Annotated in this window: 16 protein-coding genes; 12 read left to right on the top strand and 4 right to left on the bottom strand. The window is 47.0% G+C overall.

Features of this window, described 5'->3' with window-relative positions:
- Nucleotides 1-20: 20 nt before the first annotated feature.
- The gene (locus F5971_RS01875) at nt 21-587 is read right to left on the bottom strand and encodes a cupin domain-containing protein (RefSeq protein ID WP_036506852.1); all 567 of its coding nucleotides are present in this window, start codon (nt 585-587) and stop codon (nt 21-23) included.
- 315 nt (nt 588-902) lie between these two features.
- On the opposite strand from F5971_RS01875, the gene F5971_RS01870 reads away from it, so the two are divergent.
- The 7 genes from F5971_RS01870 (at nt 903) to F5971_RS01840 (ending at nt 8,649) form a co-directional block, all read left to right on the top strand.
- Entirely contained in the window at nt 903-2,003 is a 1,101-nt protein-coding gene (locus tag F5971_RS01870; protein ID WP_036506849.1) for an ABC transporter ATP-binding protein, read from the top strand.
- 44 nt (nt 2,004-2,047) lie between these two features.
- Nucleotides 2,048-3,106, top strand: a complete 1,059-nt coding sequence (locus F5971_RS01865; protein WP_202806785.1) for an ABC transporter substrate-binding protein — start codon at nt 2,048-2,050, stop codon at nt 3,104-3,106.
- A gap of 103 nt (nt 3,107-3,209) precedes the next feature.
- Nucleotides 3,210-4,466 carry an ABC transporter permease gene (locus tag F5971_RS01860; protein ID WP_193493711.1) on the top strand — a complete coding sequence of 419 codons (1,257 nt, stop codon included), beginning with the start codon at nt 3,210-3,212 and terminating at the stop codon, nt 4,464-4,466.
- Nucleotides 4,467-4,470: 4 nt separating this feature from the next.
- Complete coding sequence (locus F5971_RS01855; protein WP_036506843.1) at nt 4,471-5,295, top strand: ABC transporter permease; 825 nt, start codon at nt 4,471-4,473, stop codon at nt 5,293-5,295.
- Between the two features lie 40 nt (nt 5,296-5,335).
- Nucleotides 5,336-6,793, top strand: coding sequence for an NADP-dependent succinate-semialdehyde dehydrogenase (gene gabD / locus F5971_RS01850; RefSeq protein WP_193493709.1), 1,458 nt, complete (start codon nt 5,336-5,338; stop codon nt 6,791-6,793).
- Between the two features lie 20 nt (nt 6,794-6,813).
- Nucleotides 6,814-8,085, top strand: a complete 1,272-nt coding sequence (gene gabT, locus F5971_RS01845) for a 4-aminobutyrate--2-oxoglutarate transaminase (RefSeq protein ID WP_193493707.1) — start codon at nt 6,814-6,816, stop codon at nt 8,083-8,085.
- 174 nt (nt 8,086-8,259) lie between these two features.
- Nucleotides 8,260-8,649 carry a DUF3461 family protein gene (locus F5971_RS01840; protein ID WP_036506837.1) on the top strand — a complete coding sequence of 130 codons (390 nt, stop codon included), beginning with the start codon at nt 8,260-8,262 and terminating at the stop codon, nt 8,647-8,649.
- Between the two features lie 95 nt (nt 8,650-8,744).
- On the opposite strand, the gene F5971_RS01835 is transcribed toward F5971_RS01840, so the two are convergent.
- Both F5971_RS01835 and F5971_RS01830 read right to left on the bottom strand, forming a co-directional pair.
- Nucleotides 8,745-9,959, bottom strand: coding sequence for a CaiB/BaiF CoA transferase family protein (locus F5971_RS01835; protein WP_193493705.1), 1,215 nt, complete (start codon nt 9,957-9,959; stop codon nt 8,745-8,747).
- Between the two features lie 30 nt (nt 9,960-9,989).
- Nucleotides 9,990-11,168, bottom strand: a complete 1,179-nt coding sequence (locus F5971_RS01830) for an acyl-CoA dehydrogenase (RefSeq protein ID WP_193493703.1) — start codon at nt 11,166-11,168, stop codon at nt 9,990-9,992.
- 243 nt (nt 11,169-11,411) lie between these two features.
- Between F5971_RS01830 and F5971_RS01825 the strand changes: the two genes are divergently transcribed.
- From F5971_RS01825 to F5971_RS01805, 5 genes are all read left to right on the top strand, one after another.
- A complete protein-coding gene (locus F5971_RS01825; RefSeq protein WP_036506832.1) occupies nt 11,412-12,182 on the top strand; it encodes a FadR/GntR family transcriptional regulator in 771 nt (256 codons plus the stop codon).
- A 240-nt stretch (nt 12,183-12,422) separates the two neighbouring features.
- Nucleotides 12,423-13,508 carry a YcjF family protein gene (locus tag F5971_RS01820; RefSeq protein ID WP_193493701.1) on the top strand — a complete coding sequence of 362 codons (1,086 nt, stop codon included), beginning with the start codon at nt 12,423-12,425 and terminating at the stop codon, nt 13,506-13,508.
- Entirely contained in the window at nt 13,492-15,114 is a 1,623-nt protein-coding gene (locus tag F5971_RS01815) for a GTPase family protein (protein ID WP_193493699.1), read from the top strand. The genes F5971_RS01820 and F5971_RS01815 overlap by 17 nt, the downstream gene beginning before the upstream one ends.
- Nucleotides 15,115-15,259: 145 nt before the next feature.
- The gene (locus F5971_RS01810; protein WP_193493696.1) at nt 15,260-15,991 is read left to right on the top strand and encodes a response regulator; all 732 of its coding nucleotides are present in this window, start codon (nt 15,260-15,262) and stop codon (nt 15,989-15,991) included.
- The gene (locus tag F5971_RS01805) at nt 15,969-17,468 is read left to right on the top strand and encodes an ATP-binding protein (RefSeq protein ID WP_193493694.1); all 1,500 of its coding nucleotides are present in this window, start codon (nt 15,969-15,971) and stop codon (nt 17,466-17,468) included. The genes F5971_RS01810 and F5971_RS01805 overlap by 23 nt, the downstream gene beginning before the upstream one ends.
- 3 nt (nt 17,469-17,471) lie before the next feature.
- Here the strand turns inward: F5971_RS01805 and F5971_RS01800 are convergent, their stop codons facing one another.
- Nucleotides 17,472-19,457, bottom strand: coding sequence for a methyl-accepting chemotaxis protein (locus F5971_RS01800; protein WP_193493692.1), 1,986 nt, complete (start codon nt 19,455-19,457; stop codon nt 17,472-17,474).
- Nucleotides 19,458-19,907: the final 450 nt, after the last annotated feature.

Genomic DNA, 19,907 nt, shown 5'->3' with positions numbered 1-19,907 from the left:
TAACTTCGCTCACGAATCGCTTAGAGGTAAGGCGGGGTGCATGCACTAATGATGACACAGACCTCCTTACCCGGGTTTCGAAAGCGATGTGGCTTGCGGCTGTCAAATAAATACGCATCCCCTTCTTTCAAAATCATTTTTTGGTCACCTACCGTCAACTCAATTGATCCAGAAATAACAATCCCACCCTCTTCAGACTCATGTTGAAGCATCGCACGCCCAGTATCGGCCCCCGGCGCATAGTGCTCATGCAGTATCTGCAAATTATGAAAACGCATATCGCCGACCTGACGATACTTTACTTCGCCTTGTGTAATCGGCATTAAGTCATTCGCTTTAAAAAAGACCCGACTCTCCTCAGGAGCCTCTAACGAGAAAAAATCTGTTAAAGAAATGGGTATCACCTCAAGGATCTTTTTCAAAGAGGATACGGAAGGGCTGCTCTGATTGTTTTCAATCAAGGAAATCGCCGCATTCGTTACACCTGCCCGCTTGGCCAACTCTCGCTGCGACAAACCTGCATTTTGGCGAACAAAACGAAGCTGAGCGCCTAAATCAAACTCGTCTTTACTACTTGGACTGCTCATTTACACCACCCATTTCATGCATTATTTTGGTTCATACTATTTCATTAAGCACCACACTTGTGCACATTTTCTTCTTGCAGAATAGACTCAAAATATGCGATAAATAAACTTAACACATGATTCGCAATACGTATCATGTATTGAAAGAAAACTGGCACAAATCATGCAAAGAAGCACGATAACTGACAGTTTCTTTCCTAATAAGAACAGGAAATACAATTATAATACCCACTCTTCACGTGGAGTGTTATTTTTCGTCCTCGCTGTCAATAATAATTAACAAGTTGGCTTCAACCAACGCAGTAGGAGAAGAATATGCAACTAACGACGGAAATGGAACCTTTGGTTCGTTTCTCAGGCGTACAGAAAACCTATGATGGCGAGCATCTAGTTGTCAAAGACCTCAACCTGAACATACAGAAAGGCGAGTTTGTTACCCTACTAGGCCCTTCTGGCTCAGGAAAAACGACTTGCCTAATGATGCTTGCGGGGTTTGAAACCCCAACCAGCGGTGACATTTTTCTGGGCCAAGAAAGATTAAACACCTTACCTCCGCACAAACGCAACATCGGCATGGTTTTCCAAAACTATGCGTTATTCCCCCATATGTCGGTAGAAGAAAATCTACTCTACCCTCTGAAAACGCGTAAAATTTCCAAAGCAATTGCTAAAGAAAAGGTCGACAAAATTCTCTCTAAGATCAAACTCAAAGAGTTTGCGCACCGTCGCCCTTCTCAGCTCTCCGGTGGTCAACAACAGCGTGTTGCGCTTGCACGTGCGCTCGTGTTTGAGCCACAACTGGTTTTAATGGATGAGCCCTTAGGGGCGCTGGATAAACAACTCAGAGAGCACATGCAGTTAGAAATAAAGCATTTGCACGAGCAGTTGGGCCTAACCGTTGTCTTTGTGACCCACGATCAATCTGAAGCGCTGACCATGTCAGACCGAGTAGCCGTATTTAACGATGGTGTCATTCAACAAATCGACACGCCCCACAACCTCTATGAATACCCTGCAAATTCCTTTGTTGCCCAGTTTATCGGTGAGAACAATACGCTTCCTGGCAAAATTCAATCGAAAGAGCAAAATACTTGCCAAGTCAGCTTTGGTGATGGATTTACAACCCGCGCGCTCGCAGGAAAGAACCTTAACAGCGGCGATAAAACACAACTCTCGATTCGTCCAGAGCGGGTCCGACTAAACTCAGGCCATCTGAATTTAGAAAACCAGTTTAATGCCACCTTACACGAGTTTATTTATTTAGGGGATCACTTGCGACTTCGATGTGAGTTGGCAGGTAACGATCAGTTTTATGTAAAAGTTCCTGTCAATGAGCTTTGCCCAAACTTGAAAGCGGGTGATCGCATTCAACTTGGATGGAGTGATCAGGATGTGCGCGCGTTGGATTACCTGTAAGTCACTCACTGTTAGATGCACTATTTAATTGTATGGAGAGTCAAATGAACATGAAAAATACCCTGCTCAACACACGTAAAACAGCCCTGGTCACAGGTCTTGCCATCGCAACGGCGTCTCTAGCACTCAGTGCTCAAGCCATGACGGTTATTTCGTTTGGTGGCTCCTCAGGGGACGCCATGCAAAAAGCCTATTATGCCCCCTTCGTAGAAAAAACTGGAAAAACCCTCACGCCCGGTGATTACAACGGTGAATTTGCCCGCATTCGTGCCATGGTCGAAACAGGCAATGTCAGCTGGGATGTGGTTGAAGTTGAATCTCCCGAACTGGTTCGTGGCTGCTTTGAAGGGCTGTTTCAACCCATCGACTGGGCCAAGCTAGGCATAGAAGATCAATTAATTCCTGAAGCAGTCACCGAGTGTGGCGTGGGTAGTTTCGTATGGTCAACAGTTTTAGCTTATGACGCCGACCGTCTTGAAGGCACACCGCTAAGCTGGGCAGACTTCTGGGACCTTGAAACCTTTCCAGGGAAACGCGGCTTACGTAGAGGGGCTAAGTACACGCTTGAGTTTGCACTGATGGCCGATGGAGTTTCAAGCAGTGATGTATACGATGTGCTTGCCACCGAAGAAGGTGTAGCGCGTGCATTTGCTAAACTGGATGAAATCAAAGAACACATTCAATGGTGGGAAGCGGGTGCCCAGCCTCCGCAATGGCTGGTTGCAGGTGATGTCGTGATGTCGTCTTCTTATAATGGCCGTATTGCGGCTGCGCAAGAAGAAGGACGCAACCTTGCCATTACTTGGAATGAAAGTCTCTACGACTTGGACTACTGGACCATTATCGAAGGCTCAACTCAAGTTGAAGATGCGTACGAATTTATCCGTTTTGCGAGCCAAGCGGACACTCAAGCCGTTTACTCAAGCAACATTCCATACGGCCCAGTAAATCCTGCTGCCATTGGTGCACTATCTGAAGCACAGGCTAAGCGTATGCCAACTCACGCAGATAATCTCATAGGAGCTATCGCAGTTAACACGGATTTTTGGGTTGATTTTGGTGAAGAGCTAGAGCAACGCTTTAATTCTTGGGCAACTCGCTAATCGTCTTAGCCACTGACCTGCTCTGTAACCAGAGCAGGTTCTTAAAACGCTTACTGTATCTACTGACGTGATTAAACAGGTCTGCAGCAGACCGGAGGACCGAATGACAAGTGCACTTGCAATGTCTCAACCCGCAATCTCGGAGAAAGTGCCGGGTTTAAAAGCACAACTCAGACGTGCTGAACGCTTGCGTAAATTAAAAGCAATTGCGCTCGTTGCCCCTTTGGCTATTTTTCTTGTGATTGCCTTCGTTATCCCCATTAGCAACATGCTGTGGCGCAGTGTCGATAACAGCGAAGTCATGCAGGTGATGCCAGAAACCGCTCGTTTACTTACAGAATGGGATGGAAAAGACCTCCCATCGGAGGCTGTGTTTAGCGTTTTCGCTCAAGAACTTCGTGATTCTAGAACGGGGGGTGGTTTAGGCCGCATAGGACGGCGTCTTAATTACGAAGACCCAACCTTTAGAACGCTGCTGACTCAGACGTTGCGCACATTACCTGCAACCACTGAGAAAACTTGGTCAGAGACCTTACAAAGCATTCATCCTCGCTGGAGCGAAACAGACACTTGGCTTGCCTTGCAGCGTGCTGCGCCCGCCACCACAGATCGTTACTTGTTAGCAGCACTTGATTTACAACGTGGAAGCGATGGCAGCATTGAACGTATTGATGAAAATCAACGCGTCTACCAACAAGTATTTGTGCGCACTTTGGTCATCGCTGGTGGTGTTACACTCATTTGCTTACTCATGGGATTTCCCTTGGCCTATCTATTGGCAACACTGCCAACCAGCCAAAGCAACCTATTGATGATTTTTGTTCTACTGCCTTTCTGGACATCCTTGTTGGTCAGAACGGCGGCTTGGATCGTGTTGCTGCAGTCCGGAGGATTGGTCAATACAACCCTCATGACACTTGGACTGATTGAGTCGCCTTTGCAACTGGTATTCAACCGTATTGGCGTATTCTTTGCCATGGTCCATATCTTATTGCCCTTTATGATTTTACCCCTATACAGCGTGATGAAAGGTATATCGCCTGTTTATCAACGTGCGGCAACATCGCTAGGCGCCCACCCGTTTGCCGCCTTCTGGCAGATCTATGTTCCTCAAACCCTCTCAGGTGTTGCGGCAGGTACCATTCTCGTCTTTATCATGGCGATTGGTTATTACATTACCCCAGCATTAGTCGGCGGCCCATCAGACCAGATGGTCAGTTACTTTGTTGCCTATTACACCAATACCACCAACAACTGGGGAATGGCTGCGGCACTGGGTACCTTCTTACTGATTGCCACCCTACTTCTGTATCTGGTTTACCACAAACTGGTCAATCAAAAGCAATTAATCAGGAACTAATACGATGAGCTTACAACCTTATTCATCTCCGATTGAACGCATCTGGTACTGGACATTCAGAGGATTCTGCGCACTGGTATTATTATTTTTAATGATTCCGGTATTGGTCATCATCCCTCTATCCTTCAGTAGTGGTAGTTTTCTCACCTACCCCTTACCTGGTTTTTCATTGCATTGGTACAAAACCATTTTCAGTGCAGGGCCTTGGCTGGACTCGTTAAAAAATAGCTTGATTGTTGCGCCTTTAGCAACCCTACTTGCAATGGCATTTGGCACTCTGGCAGCAGTTGGCTTGAATAAAGCCGACTTTCCCGGCAAGAGCTTTATCTTAGCCTTATTAATCTCCCCCATGATTGTACCTTTGGTCATCGTTGCTGTTGGCATGTACTTCTTTTTTGCCCAAATCGGCTTACTCAATAGTTATGCAGGTTTAGTGCTAGCCCATGCGGTCTTGGGTGTGCCTTTTGTGGTGATAACGGTAAACGCAACCTTACAAGGATTTGACTACAATCAAGTAAGGGCAGGTGCGAGTTTGGGAGCACACCCCCTTCGTGTCTTTTTTACGATTGTTCTTCCTCAAATTATTCCAGGGGTTGCATCCGGTGGACTCTTTGCCTTTGCAACCTCATTTGATGAAGTGGTTGTGGCCTTGTTCATTGCAAGCCCCACTGAGCGCACCCTTCCAATGCAAATGTTTTCCGGTATTCGAGAGAATATCAGCCCCGCAATCGCAGCCATGGCCACCATCATGATTTTGTTGTCGGTGCTATTGCTGCTGGTCATGGAGATGCTGCGTCGTCGTAGCGAAAAAATGCGTATCAATCGATAACCACTCGATTCATGACCTTTATTATAATTTGGAGTGCACCATGCAATTAAGCGATACCGCCTTGTTTAAACAAAAGGCATACATCAATGGACAATGGGTCGATGCGGATGACCAGCGTCATTACGACATCTATAACCCAGCGACCCAAGCGCTACTTGGTCAAGTACCCGCTATGACTGGCATAGAAACGCAGCGTGCAATTGAAGCAGCAGAAGCCGCCTTGCCAGCTTGGCGTGACCTAACTGCAAAGGAGCGCGCTGTCATCCTTCGCCGTTGGTTCGATCTCATCATGGTACACCAAGATGACCTTGGCCGACTCATGACCTTAGAACAAGGCAAGCCTTTAGCCGAAGCTAAAGGTGAAATTGCCTATGCAGCTTCTTTTATTGAATGGTTTGCTGAAGAAGCCAAACGCGTATACGGCGAAACCATTCCAGGGCATCAAACGGATAAGCGGATTGTTGTTATTCGTCAACCTGTTGGCGTTACGGCCGCCATCACCCCCTGGAACTTTCCATCGGCGATGATCACCCGCAAAGCCGCTCCTGCATTAGCAGCAGGATGCACAATGGTGCTGAAGCCCGCACCCGATACCCCCTTTTCGGCTTTAGCACTGGCGGAGCTCGCGCACCAAGCCGGTATCCCACCTGGCGTTTTTAATATTGTCACGGCCAATCTCGATGACTCAATCGGTGTAGGCAAGGTGCTTTGCGACAGTCCAATTGTGCGTAAATTATCCTTCACAGGATCAACGGGTGTTGGCATCAAACTCATGCAACAATGCGCCCCCACGCTCAAAAAACTGTCGTTGGAGCTCGGTGGTAATGCGCCTTTTATTGTCTTTGAAGATGCCGATTTAGATGCCGCTGTTCAAGGTGCGATGATTTCAAAATACCGCAATGCAGGCCAAACCTGTGTCTGTGCAAATCGTATTTACGTACAAGACAGCGTTTACGAAGCCTTTGCAGAAAAATTGGCAACGGCCGTGCAATCATTGAAAGTTGGCAATGGTCTTGATGAAGGAGTCACAACTGGACCCCTCATTGATGAAAAAGCCGTGCAAAAGGTTGAGCAGCACCTGAAAGATGCGCTCGATAAAGGTGGCAAACTGATCGCGGGTGGACAACGCCATGCCCTTGGTGGAACTTTCTTTGAACCCACACTCATTGCCAATGCAACGAAAGACATGCTCGTTGCGCGTGAAGAGACCTTCGGCCCCTTAGCACCTTTATTCCGTTTTAAGGATGAACAGGATGTCATTGAGCTTGCCAACGACACCGAATACGGATTGGCTGCGTATTTCTATGCACAAAACCTAAGCCGTGTTTGGCGCGTGGCTGAAGCATTGGAGTACGGCATGATTGGAATTAATACTGGGGTTATCTCGACTGAGGTCGCCCCCTTTGGTGGAGTGAAATCCTCCGGTTTAGGCCGCGAAGGTTCACGCCACGGAATCGAAGAATACCTCGAAATGAAATATCTCTGCATCAATATCTAATTTAGTCTCTGGAGAAAGAAATGAGTCAAACGAACGCAGCGTTAATCGAGCGTAAGAATCAAGCTGTTGCCAGAGGTGTAGGCCTTGCGCATCCGCATTTTATTGAATCTGCTAAAAATGCAACACTGATTGATGTCGAAGGTCGCGAGTTCATCGACTTTGCAGGCGGAATTGCTGTGTTAAACACAGGCCACTTACACCCAAGTGTGGTCGCGGCGGTTACTGAACAACTCGAAAAGCTCACTCATACCTGCTTTATGGTACTGGGTTACGAGCCATACGTGGAAGTGTGCGAGAAAATCAATGCACTGGCCCCTGGCGAATATGAGAAGAAAAGCGCCCTGTTTACAACCGGTGCAGAAGCAGTCGAAAATGCCATCAAAATCGCGCGTGCCCATACGGGCCGTACAGGTGTGATTGCATTTGGTGCCGGTTACCATGGACGCACCATGGCAACACTCGCACTCACAGGCAAAGTCGCGCCTTATAGTAGCGGAATGGGCTTAATGCCTGGGGATGTCTATCGCGCATTGTTCCCCTGCGAAATGCACGGCGTCAGCGTTGAAGATGCCCTAGCCTCGATACAGCGTATTTTTAAGTTCGATGCAGAACCTTGTGACATTGCCGCCATTATACTTGAGCCTGTTCAGGGTGAAGGCGGATTCTACGTAGCACCTAAGTCGTTCATGAAGGCCTTGCGCGACCTGTGCGATGAGCATGGCATCGTACTAATTGCCGATGAAGTTCAAACGGGTGCGGGTAGAACAGGCACCTTCTTTGCGATGGAGCAAATGGGTGTCAGTGCCGATATCACCACCTTCGCGAAATCAATTGCGGGCGGCTTCCCACTTTCGGGTATCGTTGGCAAAGCCTCAATCATGGATAAGATTAATCCAGGTGGTCTTGGTGGAACCTACGGTGGTAGCCCGATTGCCTGTGCCGCCGCCCTAGGCGTTCTTAAAGCCTTCGAGGAAGAAAAGCTGCTGGATCGCTCCAACCAACTGGGCCAAATGCTAACGGAGTCTCTCAATCAGTTGTCTGTAGACTACCCCGTCATTGCAGAGGTCCGTGGTTTAGGCGCCATGATCGCGATGGAATTAATGAAAGAAGGCAAGCCTGCTCCGGAGCTAACCGCTGCATTGGTTGCTAAAGCGCGTGAAAAAGGCTTAATTCTGATTTCGTGCGGACTCTACGGTAACGTTGTTCGTATTTTAGTTCCACTGACGATTCCAGACGCTCAATTGCAAGAAGGCATCCAAATCATTAAAGCCTGCTTCGCTGAACTGGTTTAATATTACTTTGACCAGTGGGAAACGACTTCCCACTGGTCTTATCCTGTTTCAATCCAGTACTTTACATTTTATTGCGCTAAGTCAAGCCTGTAATCCTCGGGTCTAAGGTGCTTCTTAGCTCCGTATTCTCTATAATACTAAAGAGTCATTTACACTGAGCAGGAGCTATTTTTCATGACAACTCAGCAATTTCCTACGCTTAAAGAAATGGGGTTTGATGACGTTTCAGAAATCGAACGTTTTTCATCTCGCATTGAAGGCGATACTGATATTCTTAAAATCTACTTTCACCGTGAGCAAGGCGACTGGTTTGGGCGCAGTAAAAAATTCAAATTTAAACGCCTAAATAAACGTATTCGAGTCAATGAGGGGCAAATTGCCTATCGGGACACAACGGAATCATCGCCCTACTTTTTAAGAGCAATGCAAGAGCTTGAGCAGCTTGTTTCCCAAGCTAACTCATCAAAAGACCGTAAAGAGCTGATTCTTGAAGAGATTGATCATCTTGAAAAAGTTGTTCAGCGTAAAATCGCCGATCTACGCAAGCAGATCGAAGACCTTTAATCAGACGGATCAGGCGTCGCTTTCTCTCTGTTTAAGCAACGCCTGATGATGTGCGTACCTCCTGCGATCTGCCTCATTTTTATTAATGAGGCACTTTACGCAATGATCTTCGCTTCTTTTAATTCTGCTAACTCAATGTCACTTAACCCCAACACGCCTTGTAAGACGTGAGAGGTGTGCTGTCCTAGCAAGGGCGGAGGCAGCGTGGCATTTAACGCTTCATGATTGAAACGAATAGGGTTACTCACCAAATCCACTTGTCCATCAACCGGGTGTGGCAGAGTAATTTTTAAGTGGCGATGCTGCACTTGCGGATCCGCAAACACACGATCAAGCGTGTTGATGGGCCCACAGGGAACCCCCACGACCTCTAGTTCAGCCAACCAGGTATCGGTGCTCTGTTTAACCATCTCACGCTTGATGAGCTCAACCAAAATCTGACGATTCTCTACCCTCAGTGCATTGGTTTTGAACCTAGGGTCGTCAATCCAATTGTCACATTTAGCCACTTCACAGAAGCGCTTGAATTGCGCATCGTTGCCGACTGCTAAAATAATAAACCCATCCGACGTTGGAAACGCTTGGTAAGGAACGATATTGGGATGCGCATTCCCTAAACGCTGTGGTACTTGATTGGACGTGAGGTAATTCAAGGCTTGATTCGCCAAGACCCCCACCTGAACATCCAATAAAGCCAAATCAATATAGGCTCCCTCTCCTGTTCGGCTTTTTTGCAACAGCGCCGCCATAATCGCATTCGCAGCGTACATACCGGTGAATATATCGGTAATCGCTACGCCCACTTTTACAGGGCCACCACCTAACTCGGAGTCAGGCAGCCCTGTCAAACTCATTAATCCACCCAACCCTTGAATCATGAAGTCGTAACCCGCACGATGCGCATAAGGCCCATCTTGGCCAAAGCCAGTGATGGAGCAATAGATGATATCGTTTTTAATGGCTTTTAAACTTTCATAATCCAAATGGTATTTTTTTAAACCACCGACTTTAAAGTTTTCAAGCACAACATCGCAGTGCTTAACCAACTCATGAATCAAGGCTTGTCCTTGTGCCTGCGCCATATCAATTGTCACCGACTGCTTACCTCGGTTTGCAGCCAAATAATACGCGGCTTCTTTTGACTCAGGCAACCAAGGAGGCCCCCAACGGCGAGTATCATCACCTTCGCTTGGGCGCTCGATCTTGATCACCTCAGCCCCTAAATCTGCCAATTGCTGACTGCACCATGGGCCTGCCAAAATTCGAGATAAATCAAGAATTCGATAGCCTTTCAAGGGTTGTGCGGACATAACTTCACCTCTTTACTCAATCATGATGAATCAGAAAAAGGCTTGTAGACCCGTTTGTGCACGACCAAGTATCAGAGCATGCACGTCGTGCGTCCCTTCATAGGTATTTACCGTTTCAAGATTGACCATATGGCGCATCACTCCGTACTCTTCTGAAATACCGTTACCGCCATGCATATCGCGTGCTATACGCGCAATATCCAGTGCCTTGCCGCAGTTATTACGCTTGATCAGAGACACCATTTCGGGTGCCCAGTTACCTTGATCCATTAAACGCCCAACTTGCAGTGCTGCCTGTAAACCCAAAGTGATTTCGGTTTGCATATTGGCTAACTTCAGCTGTACCAATTGCGTTTGTGCCAAAGGACGACCAAATTGTTTACGATCCAAGGTGTACTGACGCGCCGCATGCCAGCAGTACTCCGCCGCACCTAAAACCCCCCAGGCGATACCAAAGCGTGCTTTATTCAAGCACCCAAAAGGACCGGACAGACCGCTGGCACCCGGCAGTAGATTTTCTTCAGGCACAAATGCATTGTCTAAGACAATCTCACCCGTAATCGATGCACGCAGGGATAGTTTTCCGTTAATTTTTGGCGTTGAAAAACCAGGGGTACCGCGCTCTACGATAAATCCTTTGATTTTGCCGTCATGTGCATCGGATTTCGCCCAAACAACCGCCAAATCAGCAATGGGGCTATTGGTAATCCACATTTTCTGACCTGTCAGCAAATACCCTCCGTCCGTTTTACGGGCGCGTGTAATCATAGAGCCAGGGTCCGAACCGTGATCAGGCTCAGTCAAACCAAAACACCCAATCAACTCGGCTGTTGCCAGTTTTGGCAAGTACTTTTGCTTTTGTGCCTCGGTGCCATAGGCCTCAATGGGGTACATCACCAGCGAAGACTGAACACTCATTGCAGAACGATACCCAGAGTCAACACGTTCAACTTCACGTGCAATCAAACCATACGCGACATGGCCAACACCTGCACCGCCATAGGCTTCATCAACCGTTGGACCGAGCAGCCCCATTTCCCCCATTTCTTTCATAATCTCAGCGTCAAACCGCTCTTCTCTCGCAGCCGAAATAACACGAGGCTGAAGCTTTTCGCTGCAGTATGCGCGAGCAGCATCACGGATCTGACGCTCGTCTTCTGTTAATTGCTGTTCTAGCAGTAATGCATCATCCCACTGAAAAGATGTCATGGAAAACCTCGTGTTTGATTTAATGTTGTTGGGTACAGAATTTATTTGTTATATTTATTATAATAAATAGTATAAATCAAGTTTTTTCTATCGCATCAGGAAAAGAGTCATGATTCATGTGGCATAGGCATAAAAAACACACTGTTCGAAACCTCTGCCAAGCGTTAATATAGTCTAGACTTAAAAATCGATAGTGCTTAATAAGTCTTTACAATCACCTCAGCTCAACGAGAAACAGTCTAAATGGATACTCAGTTTTCCGGCATCAACTCAACGAAGCGTGTCAAACGTGCAGACCAAATTGTTGAATCGGTAAAACGCTGGGTTGTTGTCGAGGGGATTCAAGCTGGTGATAAACTCCCCAATGAAAAAGCTTTGATGGAGTTATTCGAATGTTCCAAAGGAACCGTGCGTGAAGCGTTAAAATCACTGGAAGTTCAGGGACTGATCACCGTCAAAACAGGCCCGAATGGAGGGGCTATTTTGGCTGAAGTCCCCTATGCACTTGCCTCTGATATGCTCCGCAATTTTTTCCACTTCCAACACCCAACAGGCCCGGACATCTACCAACTGCGCAAACTCGTTGAGCCTGAAATTGCAGTGCTTGCCAGCGCCCACCTCAGCGAAAGCGACTTGGACGAACTGTCCCGATTAACCGAGCTCTGCGCCGAACCCGCTCAGAATATTGAACAACGCTTGCAACAACGTATTGCAGAGCTGGATTTTCACAATCATCTTGCCGATCGTTGCGGCAACCCATTGCTGCGATTTGTGGGGCGCTTTTTGAATGACTTGATTAAGGATCTTGTCATTTTTAAAAAAGTACAACTGCCCGAGCAACGTGAATTTTCTAAAGCTAACCTTGAGTATCACCGAAAACTGCTAAGTGCATTTAAAGCTCAAGACACCGCAAAAATACACCAATTGATGGCGGAACACATGCGCAGTGCCGAGGCCTTTAACATTGAACTGGAAGCTCAGCTGAGCCAAGGCTTCTTAACCCGCCAAGAGTAAAGTGTGTACTCACGAAAAATCTCACGCATACCAAAAAAAACCACAAACACTATTGCAAACGATAATAATTTGCATTACATTAAAACCTCATTGACAGGTTGAACTCGTGCCCTCATCGCACATAAGTTCAAAGTGCTTATTCAGCACGTTAGGGCCGAAGCGTTCATATCGCTTCGGCTTTTTTTTAGTTTTAATCGCGCAAGACTTGCAATAATCACACTAGACTCTAAAGTCTTACTCATGAAACTACCTGATCGATTGACAGCATTTTTCACACCACCGCCTCACCCAAGTATGGTGCAGCCCTCTCATGATTCGGAGGTCAACTTACCGACCTTATGGTTATTGGGAAAAACAGGAGCCGGAAAATCGTCTCTGATTAGGGTTCTGACAGGCGAAAATCAGATTCAAATAGGTCGTGGCTTTAGACCCTGTACCCAGCATGCACATACCTATGCATTCCCTGCAGCCGACCCCTTATTCAGGTTCTTAGACACTCGAGGACTGGGGGAAGCGATGTACGATGCCACAGAGGACATTGCCCAGTGCCAAGGCTCAAGTCATGCAGTACTCCTACTGATGCGTGCTGATGATCCTGAACAAAGCGCCCTATTCGATGCACTCAAACAGATTCGCAATGATTCAAAATTAAAACACTTACTGTGCGTTCATACCCACAGTGCAGGGCCATCACCTTGCTCAGATCTGAATCAGGAGAACATTGAACAACGCTGGGGACACACCCTCCCTCAAGTGCATGTGGACTTAAATGAGGCGCAACCACTGGGCGTCGCATCCTTAAAGCTGGCCATTGCCAAGTTTTTACCCGCGGTCACTGAAGCCTTACACAATCAGAGTCATAAAGAGGCAGAAGCTCAAATTTTTGCAGATCATCGCAACGAAATTTTACGCTTTGCTGGCGTTGCCGCAGCCACCGACTGTGTTCCTGTCGTGGGCGCTATCACGGTGCCTGTCATCCAAAGCAAAATGCTGCAAGGCCTTGCTGCACGTTACAATCAACCCTGGTCTCGTCAACAGCTCACGCAATTGCTCGCGGCCTTAGGCGTCAGTATTAGCATTCACTATGCCTCGCAACTGGGCATTCGCCAATTATTGAAATTGATACCTGTGTATGGGCAGTCCGTCGGCGCCATCAGTGCTGCTGCTCTGAGCTTTGCCTCAACCTACGCGCTCGGACGTGTCGCATGCCAATATTGGTATAATCAACAGAAAGGACTCACCTCCTCTCCTGTTAAGCTGCAAGAAACCTACTGGCGAGCATTGAATGAAATCCGAGAGGTCGCAACACGTGAAACCTCAACCTAAGCCCCATGCTTCAGAGCACTCCTCTAAGACAACAACGCCCACTACTCGAAACATTGAACGCCTCCTGAGCTATCTACCTTGGTTAGCCAGCCTCTTTGCTCTTCCTATTCTAGGCTTGTCATTCGTCGGCCTATACCATATTTGGCAAGCGGGATGGGGGCTCTATTTTATGGGACTGGTCTTGCTTTGCAGCTGCCTGTTAGCCCTGCCCTTGGTGTATTTACGTTTCGCCAATGCACGATCCAAAGCACAACTAGAGCACGAGCCCCATACACTCGACTCAGGTCATTGGGTCAGTCCACAACAGGATTGGTCCGAATTTGATTTGGCGTGTTGGCACGCACTTAACCGAACACTAGAGGACTGTTTACAGCAAGATGCCAGTTGGGGACGTCTAAAGGAGCACGCCATTGTCCTCCTCACGGAGAGCGCTCAGGCTTATCGCGGTCAACATCATCGCAGTATCACTAAAATCACTCTGTTAGAGCTTTTGACCTTAACGGAAGTGGTCAGCCGTCGCTATCGGCATTTACTGAAAGAACACCTGCCGTATGCTGAAAAGATTGATATCGCATCATTGCAGTTGATTTATGAAAATAGAGATCGACATCAGCCCATCCTTAAGCTCTGGAATGTCTGGCGAGTGGTTCGTTTAGCCACTCCTTCAGGATGGCTGGCAGAAGCTCGCGGCCAACTCTATGATTATTTTTTTCAAGAAGTTAAAGCCGATCTGCAACATCGCCTTAAACAGGCTTTTTTGCAGGAAGTGGCTCGTGTTTCAATCGATCTTTACAGTGGGCGCTACCAAAATGATCTTGAAGAAGCATCGATTGCTGATGATCAAATCCCTTCCCCTCCTGAACCAAGCCCGTTGAAAATAGCCTGTGTTGGACAGATCAATGCTGGGAAATCGACGCTCATCAATGCGCTTTGCCGAGAGCTGGTAACCGAGGTATCCCCCTTACCCTCAACCTCGTCTGTAAACCGATACGTATGTCGACTTGAGACGGTCGAAGCCCTACACCTGATTGACCTACCTGGGCTCAATGGCGATGCCAGACAACTAAATGAAACGCTTGATATCCTGATGGCGTCTGATGTGATTTTGTGGGTGTTCAAAGCGGATCAACCCGCACGGGCTCTGGATTTGCAGGCATACCAAGCATGGCAAGCACGCTACGAACTTTCAAGCAACCGCACACGCAAAAAACCACCCGTGCTCGGTGTTCTAACACAGGTGGATCGACTTCATCTTCTTCAAGAATGGGCGCCTCCCTATCCTCACATCACATCTGCATCACCGACGGCTCACGAAAAGTGGACGCATATTCTGGACGCACAAACCTACCTTCAAACGCTATTTCCCATTAAAGAGATGGTGTGCCTTGCGTTACCCGAGAACAAGCCTGCCTTTAATTTAGAGAGCCTTGAAATTCTTATCAGTGAATATTACTCAGAAGGACTCATGACTCAACTCAATCGCCATCGCTTGACCCCTTTGCAGACCACCCGTACTAAGGACGAATTCAAGCGTGCGTATCGTATGGGTAAATCCCTTTTCCGGCAGTATGTGTCACCGTCAAATAGCCCTGACAAGCGAAAATGATAGAATTAAATGACTTCATCTAGCTCAATCCATTATGAAGTGGCACACTTAACGCCCCCAGCGGATAGCGGATGATAGATGGCTCGATTGCAGATGGATGCCGCTTAAACAATTTCAATATACAAATTAAAAAAACAGTACTTCTATGAATGACAATAATAAAGACACGCCTCATATTTTAATTGTTGACGACGATGCAGAAATCACAGATTTATTAAGCACCTACCTGAGTCGCAATCAATTTATGGTTTCGACGGCGCATAATGGACAAGGGTTAATGGAGTCCTTACGCGCAAATCCTGTCGATTTAATTGTGCTGGACATCATGATGCCGGGAGAGGATGGCTTCACCCTGTGCAAAAAAATTCGCACGACGTCTGATATACCAATCATCATGCTGACAGCCGGTTCCGATGAAACCGACCGAATTATTGGCTTAGAACTCGGCGCAGACGATTACATGAATAAACCCTTTAACCCACGTGAGCTATTGGCGCGAATTAAAGCGGTTCTGCGTCGTACGGAAGAGCGCAGCAACTCCACTGAAACTTCTACTGCACAAAAAATACAGTTTGGTCAATGGACGCTTGATTTAATGCAACGCAAGTTGATACATGAGTTAGGCGATAGCCTAGCCTTAAGCGGTGCTGACTTTGATTTATTACAGGTTTTCATTCAACACCCTGGTCAAATAATCAGTCGGGAGGCATTGTTTAAACGCTTGAAAGGCCGGGAACTGAGCCCCTATGATCGCAGCATCGATGTTCAAATCAGTCGATTGCGACAAAAACTCGAAACCGGTGACGATGCCAGTCAGTTAATCAAAACCGTTCGTGGACAGGGTTACCTTCTCAGTGCTGACATCCAATACCTCTAAGCCCAAAACTCGACGTCCGCGTTGGCTAACCAGCCTATTACCGCGTGCGTACTCATCGCTCTACAGTCGCTTACTATTGGTGATGGCACTGGCGGTCGGTGGATCTTTTTTTCTGGCGACCAGTATTTGGCTTGCCTCTATGCACAGTGAAAAAGAGTCTGACGCCCTCTTGAGTGTTGAAGACTTAGCCATTTCGATGGCACAGACGGTTCTCTATTTTGAAGGTCTGCCCAAAACCTACCAGCATATTATTTTAGATCAGCAGCGCAATCTGGGGGGAAGCCGTTTTTTCTTGAGTGTCAATGAAGAGAGGATTGAATATGAAACCATTGAAGACAATCCGCTGAAGACGCGGCTTATTAGCGCCTACGAAACAGCCTTTAGAGACCGTGTCGGTGTCCGTGTCCGTGCAATTGATGTCAATTTTGCCTATCCCGACAAACTACGCGTATTCAACAAAGACGTACTTTTCTCGGAGCTTCCCTCCCGTTGGGTGCAAAATAACTTGGTATTGAATCCGCCTGCCCCTCTGCTGGTCGCTCAGATGCAAATGAGCAATGGTGACTGGCTCTACTTGGCCAGCTTAATGCTCCCGGATCCCTATGTTGTTGAAGGCATTCCCCCTTTTACACATGAACAACTCGTGTTCACTTTAATTTTATCCTTTATTCTGATGCTGAGCAGTTGGTTTATTGTACGCTGGATGACGGCCCCTCTGCGACAGCTCTCAGAGGCGGCCAGCCTTCTGGGACGTGATATTCACCAAGTTCCGGTACCCGAGAAAGGCACCTTTGAAGTCCGCGAAACCGCTCGGGCGTTTAACTTAATGCAACGGCGCATCCTAGCCTTTATTAGTGAGCGCAACCTGCTGTTTTCGGCCATTTCCCACGACTTAAAAACCCCGATCACACGCCTGAGATTACGCTCAGAGCTTCTTGATGACCCAGAAGCACGAACCAAAATAAACCAAGATCTCAGTGAACTTGAGCATTTGGTTCAAGGAGCTCTGGAGTTGGCACGTGGTAGCGACTTGAACGAGCCAACATCGCGTATGGATGTGAATGCATTAGTCCATGCGATCCAAGAGGAGGTGGCCGTCTTAAATAAGACAGTCCATATAGATGCACCTGCGCAGGTGCAGTTGATCGGACGCCCCATCGCCTTTAAACGCTGCTTGTCGAATCTCATTCATAATGCGGTTTTTTATGGTTCAGAGGCATGGATCACGCTCAACGAAACCCCAGATGCATTTTTAATTACCATCCTCGATAATGGGCCGGGCGTCCCTGAAGAGGAATTGGCACATATCTTTGAACCCTTTGTCCGTTTGGAGACATCTCGCAATCGCAATACGGGCGGGCATGGTCTGGGAATGACAATTGCCCGCAATATTGTTCATACCCATGGAGGTTCGATTCAATTAAAGAATGAACCCGGCATGGGTTTGAAAGTCGACATTCAACTCGATAAAGCCTAAATACTAGACTTTAAACTGGCTCACCAACTGATTTAATTCCTTACCCAAACGGTCCATTTCCAGAGCCGACTGAGATGACCCTTCTGCCGACAAAGCAGACTCTTCCGCGATGTGTCGTATACGATCCACGCTGCGCGTAATTTCATGAGACACCAAGCTTTGCTCTTCAGCCGCACTGGCGATTTGAGTGGTCATATCCTTAATGGTTTGCACACGCGTCATGATCATGTTTAAGGCTTCATTTGCGGCGGCTACTTTTTCTACTGTAGATTCACTAGACGCTTTGCACTTATGCATTTTCAACACCACCAGTTCGGTGCCTTCTTGCACATTATCGACAAAAGACTGCACTTGCACCGTTGAATCCAGGGTTCGTTTTGCCAAGGTTCTCACTTCATCGGCAACCACTGCAAATCCACGTCCACTCTCACCCGCTCTCGCCGCCTCAATCGCTGCATTCAGTGCCAATAGATTCGTTTGATCGGAAATGCTTTTGATCACCTCTAACACCTGTCCGATGGACGCCGTATGGCTTCCTAACGACTCGATGCCATCCGCCATTTCTTTAAGCTGAGACGCTAAATCTTGGCTGCTGTTAATCATCTGATTAACCACTTGTTTGCCTTCATTTGCATCTTTGTCTGTTTGTTCAGACAACACCTGTGCTTCTGCGGCACTTCGTGCAATATCTGCAACGGTGCTCTCCATTTCTTCCATGGCTGTGGCCACTTCGATGGTTTCACTCTTTTGCTGATGGGTTCCCTCTTGGGTTTTCAATGCAACCTTTGTCAGCTTGCCAGAAGCAGACTGCAGTGTATCGGAACTCTCTCTGAACTGATTAACAACGGGCTGCAAGGTTGCTAAGAATTCGTTGATGTTTCGGGCTAGAACCCCAACCTCATCACGTGTTGTAACAGGCAAGCGCTGGTGTAAATCACAGTTTTTCGCCCTCAGACTTGTCACCAAATCCGATAATACACGGCTGGATGCAAGAAGCGGTTTGACGACACTTCGAGTGATAAAATAGGCAATTGCCGAGCCAATAATGGCTGCGATTGCCACCAGTAGCATCATGATTACACTGCTGGATTGAATCTGAGCTTGGGTCCGAGCGCCTTCTTGCTCTAAATGATTAAAAATATCGAGCTGTAAACCATATGCGGCATCGGTTAGCTGAGTTCCCTTAGGCAAGATGGAATCATTCAAAATGGCTTGATAACGCTCAGCGAGTTGAATCATCTGCGCGAAGGCTTCTTCATACTCAGACCAGGTACTGACCAACTCATCAATTAAGGCACGGGTATCCAATCCCGCAATCTCAGCATAGTCTTCAATGGTAAAGCGGGCATCTTCAATTAATAGCCCCGCTTCACGTTGAAAGGCTGGATCCATGGTAATGGAAAACAACCCCACTTGCGTACTGGCATTCAAAACACTGCCTTGTGCAGCCACAGCCACTCGAACCTCTGTCAGGCGACCACTGACCAATGCGGTTTCGACCAAGCGTTCTATTTCACGCCGTGCGGCAGGGCCCAGCTCACTTAATAGACGCACGCGCAACGCCATCATTTCTGTTTGCACAGGAACTAACTCTTGAGAAAAATGACGACCGAACGTTTCATGCTGTTGAGACAACGCTTGCAACATGGCACGGCGTTGAGGGTTTTTAAAGTAGACGTCCGCCTCTTGAAGCAAACGTTGGGTCTCTTTTTGTTCAGTATTGAAGATCCGCGCATCCTCAGGCGAACCACTGGCTCTAAAATTGTATAAGGCTAAGCGCTCATTAAAAATAGAACGCATGACTTCCGTTGCACGCCCCGTATTTGGAACCATATCATCGGTAATGATACGGGTTGTTTGGCTCACACTGCTTAAATTGTATACCGCATAAGCTCCCACCATTACCATAAAAAACAGTAAAAAAGCTGGGGCGATAAGTGATTTCAGCAATATGCCAAACGAGGTTGATTTCACGTTATTATTATTCATCTAATCTTGCCTTTTTTATAAAGAAGCCACTCAAAATCATGACTCAATGCTAAGAGTTTATAGCAATAACAGCGCCAAAAACAAAATAAATACAGGATATCAATCAGTTAAAAATAACAAGAATCGATTTTAAACACGCCCTCTTTAAAAATAGATGCAAATCCACCCATTTGCACATTCTGAATCAATATAAAATGGGTGAAAATCCACCACTCTTAAAAAAAGCCATCGAACATCCTTTCTTGACTACCATAAACCCTTAAATTTTTTATGTTATTTATTCAATAAAGCTGACAAAACACAACCTTCCTCACTTCGAGATTGAAGACATCAAGAGTTGCAAAAAACTAGACCAAAAAATCATTACAATATCGTTACAATAAACACAAAATGCAACATACGTGTTACATAATTAATGAAACCACATTTTGAAAAACTAATATTTTTTAT

Origin of the sequence: Nitrincola alkalisediminis, assembly GCF_009821115.1 — a bacterium.
GTDB classification, from domain to species: Bacteria; Pseudomonadota; Gammaproteobacteria; order Pseudomonadales; family Balneatricaceae; genus Nitrincola; species Nitrincola alkalisediminis.
This window is presented reverse-complemented; position numbering and strand designations above follow the sequence as displayed.

Bases quoted from the DNA above. Each gene is read 5' to 3' on its own strand.
- F5971_RS01875 (WP_036506852.1), bottom strand. From the start codon at position 587: ATGAGCAGTCCAAGTAGTAAAGACGAGTTTGATTTAGGCGCTCAGCTT.
- F5971_RS01870 (WP_036506849.1), top strand. From the start codon at position 903: ATGCAACTAACGACGGAAATGGAACCTTTGGTTCGTTTCTCAGGCGTA.
- F5971_RS01865 (WP_202806785.1), top strand. From the start codon at position 2,048: ATGAACATGAAAAATACCCTGCTCAACACACGTAAAACAGCCCTGGTC.
- F5971_RS01860 (WP_193493711.1), top strand. From the start codon at position 3,210: ATGACAAGTGCACTTGCAATGTCTCAACCCGCAATCTCGGAGAAAGTG.
- F5971_RS01855 (WP_036506843.1), top strand. From the start codon at position 4,471: ATGAGCTTACAACCTTATTCATCTCCGATTGAACGCATCTGGTACTGG.
- gabD (WP_193493709.1), top strand. From the start codon at position 5,336: ATGCAATTAAGCGATACCGCCTTGTTTAAACAAAAGGCATACATCAAT.
- gabT (WP_193493707.1), top strand. From the start codon at position 6,814: ATGAGTCAAACGAACGCAGCGTTAATCGAGCGTAAGAATCAAGCTGTT.
- F5971_RS01840 (WP_036506837.1), top strand. From the start codon at position 8,260: ATGACAACTCAGCAATTTCCTACGCTTAAAGAAATGGGGTTTGATGAC.
- F5971_RS01835 (WP_193493705.1), bottom strand. From the start codon at position 9,959: ATGTCCGCACAACCCTTGAAAGGCTATCGAATTCTTGATTTATCTCGA.
- F5971_RS01830 (WP_193493703.1), bottom strand. From the start codon at position 11,168: ATGACATCTTTTCAGTGGGATGATGCATTACTGCTAGAACAGCAATTA.
- F5971_RS01825 (WP_036506832.1), top strand. From the start codon at position 11,412: ATGGATACTCAGTTTTCCGGCATCAACTCAACGAAGCGTGTCAAACGT.
- F5971_RS01820 (WP_193493701.1), top strand. From the start codon at position 12,423: ATGAAACTACCTGATCGATTGACAGCATTTTTCACACCACCGCCTCAC.
- F5971_RS01810 (WP_193493696.1), top strand. From the start codon at position 15,260: ATGAATGACAATAATAAAGACACGCCTCATATTTTAATTGTTGACGAC.
- F5971_RS01800 (WP_193493692.1), bottom strand. From the start codon at position 19,457: ATGAATAATAATAACGTGAAATCAACCTCGTTTGGCATATTGCTGAAA.